General features: G+C 51.3%; 3 protein-coding genes. 2 read left to right on the forward strand and 1 reads right to left on the reverse strand.

What is annotated here, in order from left to right; translation table 11 throughout:
• Window positions 1-130: 130 nt before the first annotated feature.
• Both V6D20_08030 and V6D20_08035 read left to right on the forward strand, forming a co-directional pair.
• Entirely contained in the window at window positions 131-319 is a 189-nt protein-coding gene (locus V6D20_08030) for a hypothetical protein (protein HEY9815733.1), read from the forward strand.
• A gap of 54 nt (window positions 320-373) precedes the next feature.
• A complete protein-coding gene (locus V6D20_08035) occupies window positions 374-868 on the forward strand; it encodes a type IV pilin-like G/H family protein (protein HEY9815734.1) in 495 nt (164 codons plus the stop codon).
• A 102-nt stretch (window positions 869-970) separates the two neighbouring features.
• Here the strand turns inward: V6D20_08035 and V6D20_08040 are convergent, their stop codons facing one another.
• Complete coding sequence (locus tag V6D20_08040) at window positions 971-1,255, reverse strand: YkvA family protein (GenBank protein ID HEY9815735.1); 285 nt, start codon at window positions 1,253-1,255, stop codon at window positions 971-973.
• Between the last annotated feature and the right edge of the window lie 502 nt (window positions 1,256-1,757).

Consider the following 1,757-nt stretch of genomic DNA (forward strand, 5'->3'; position numbering starts at 1 on the left):
GAAGAACGAAGACGGAAGAACGAAAAGAAATTCCAGGGCACACAAATTTTCCCGCCTCAGCACATAGGCGGGTTACTTTTGCCTTAGAGTACTAAGGGCATTTTCCCTTCATCGAATATTCACGGAAGTCTTGACACAATTGATACATGACTCCGACTCCATTCTCCGGATGGCGATCGCCTTTTTAGAAAACTTGAGCAGAGATACACCCAGTTCATTCATCTGGGAAGTCTTTCTGCAACCCTGGTCAAAACCCGTATCGCCTGGCACCTCACCGGACAATCACAAGGTACCAGAGGTGCTTCAATGTCAGCCGTGACGGGATATAGCAGATTGACTTCCCTAAGGCCCACCTTAGCCCTGCTCTATTCCCATGATGACCTTACCCATCCGGACACAACCGAGGCGATCGCTCCTAGCAGATAGCAGTCCACCTACAGACGCTGGATTTACCATGATGGAACTTATGGTTTCTATTGTGATTATAGGCACCTTGTTTGTCTTGGCTTACCCATCGTTTATTAACCAGGTATCCAAGGCGCGGCAGTCGGAAGCGCAGTCGTACATTGGCGCAGTCAATCGAGCCCAACAAGCCCACTATCTACAGCACCGACGGTTTGGTGAATTACCGGATTTGGAAGTCGGCATTCGCACCTTCACCGAGCATTACACCTACACCACAGAGCCAGAAGGTGTTGGCATGGAGGCGATCGCTCAAACCACGGCGACCCCCACCGATAACACCATTCGTGGCTATTTAGGCAAAGTCTGGATTGGCCTGGCAGGGGGAGCGGGCACCACTTTTACGCTGATGTGCGAGGGATCGGTGGGGCTTGTGCCTGTTGTAGAAGGCACCACCTGCCCGTAGGAGCTTGTCTGCCCCAAGCTACAGCCCAAGCCTGACGCGTGGATTCTCCTGATGGATTGCCCGTCTTTGAACATTTGTAGCCGATAACGTCAGTGGATGACTTCAGTCGATAGATACGGCATCCACATCAATAGCTTGAGCAACCTCTGCAGCATCAGGCTCTGACTCTGACGGCGAGGCGGGCTCAGACCGCACGCGATCGCTGATCATTTGGAACAGACCCGACACTAAGAGCGTCATGAGGACAGCATCATCCACCTGCCCTAAGAGGGGAATAAAGTCTGGTGATAGGTCAATGGGGCTCAAAAAGTAAACCAGTGTGCCAACAATCAAAATCCAGCGATAGGTTGGATGATTGAGAATCTGGCGGTACCACCTATTCAACATTTGTACAAAACCTTCACGGCGAGAACAGTTGTGGAGCACATAAGCTCCTATGCGTGTTTCGTTAGCAACCCCGAAGGCAGCCCTTCCTAGCCTAGACTATGGCTGGGTGCCATTATGATGAGTGCGGGGCATTTTGCTAATGATTACCCTAGAATTGTATCGATTAGGGGGCGATCGCGCTTGACTCTCGTCGTAGCTCACCCCCATTCCTAGACCAACGGTGTAGACATCCGTCAGAATTTCTTGCGGATGATACTGGGTGACTGGTGCAGTATCTCTGTAGAATGCAAACTGGATACAACGACAGGTGTGAGGATCATTCCAGAGTGAGAGGCCATTGTGAACATTCCTGAATTATTTCAAGAGGGCGGCTTGGCCATGTGGCCGCTGTTGGTGCTGTCCATCTTGGCACTGACGACTATTATTGAACGCATTTGGTTTTGGTCAAAAATCTTGACTCGCGAGCGGGAGATTGCCGGACGGGTGATCGAAGCGGCCCGGC

It is taken from the genome of Candidatus Obscuribacterales bacterium (assembly GCA_036703605.1).
Taxonomy (GTDB): domain Bacteria; phylum Cyanobacteriota; class Cyanobacteriia; order RECH01; family RECH01; genus RECH01.

Bases quoted from the DNA above. Each gene is read 5' to 3' on its own strand.
- V6D20_08035 (HEY9815734.1), top strand. From the start codon at position 374: ATGATGACCTTACCCATCCGGACACAACCGAGGCGATCGCTCCTAGCA.
- V6D20_08040 (HEY9815735.1), bottom strand. From the start codon at position 1,255: ATGTTGAATAGGTGGTACCGCCAGATTCTCAATCATCCAACCTATCGC.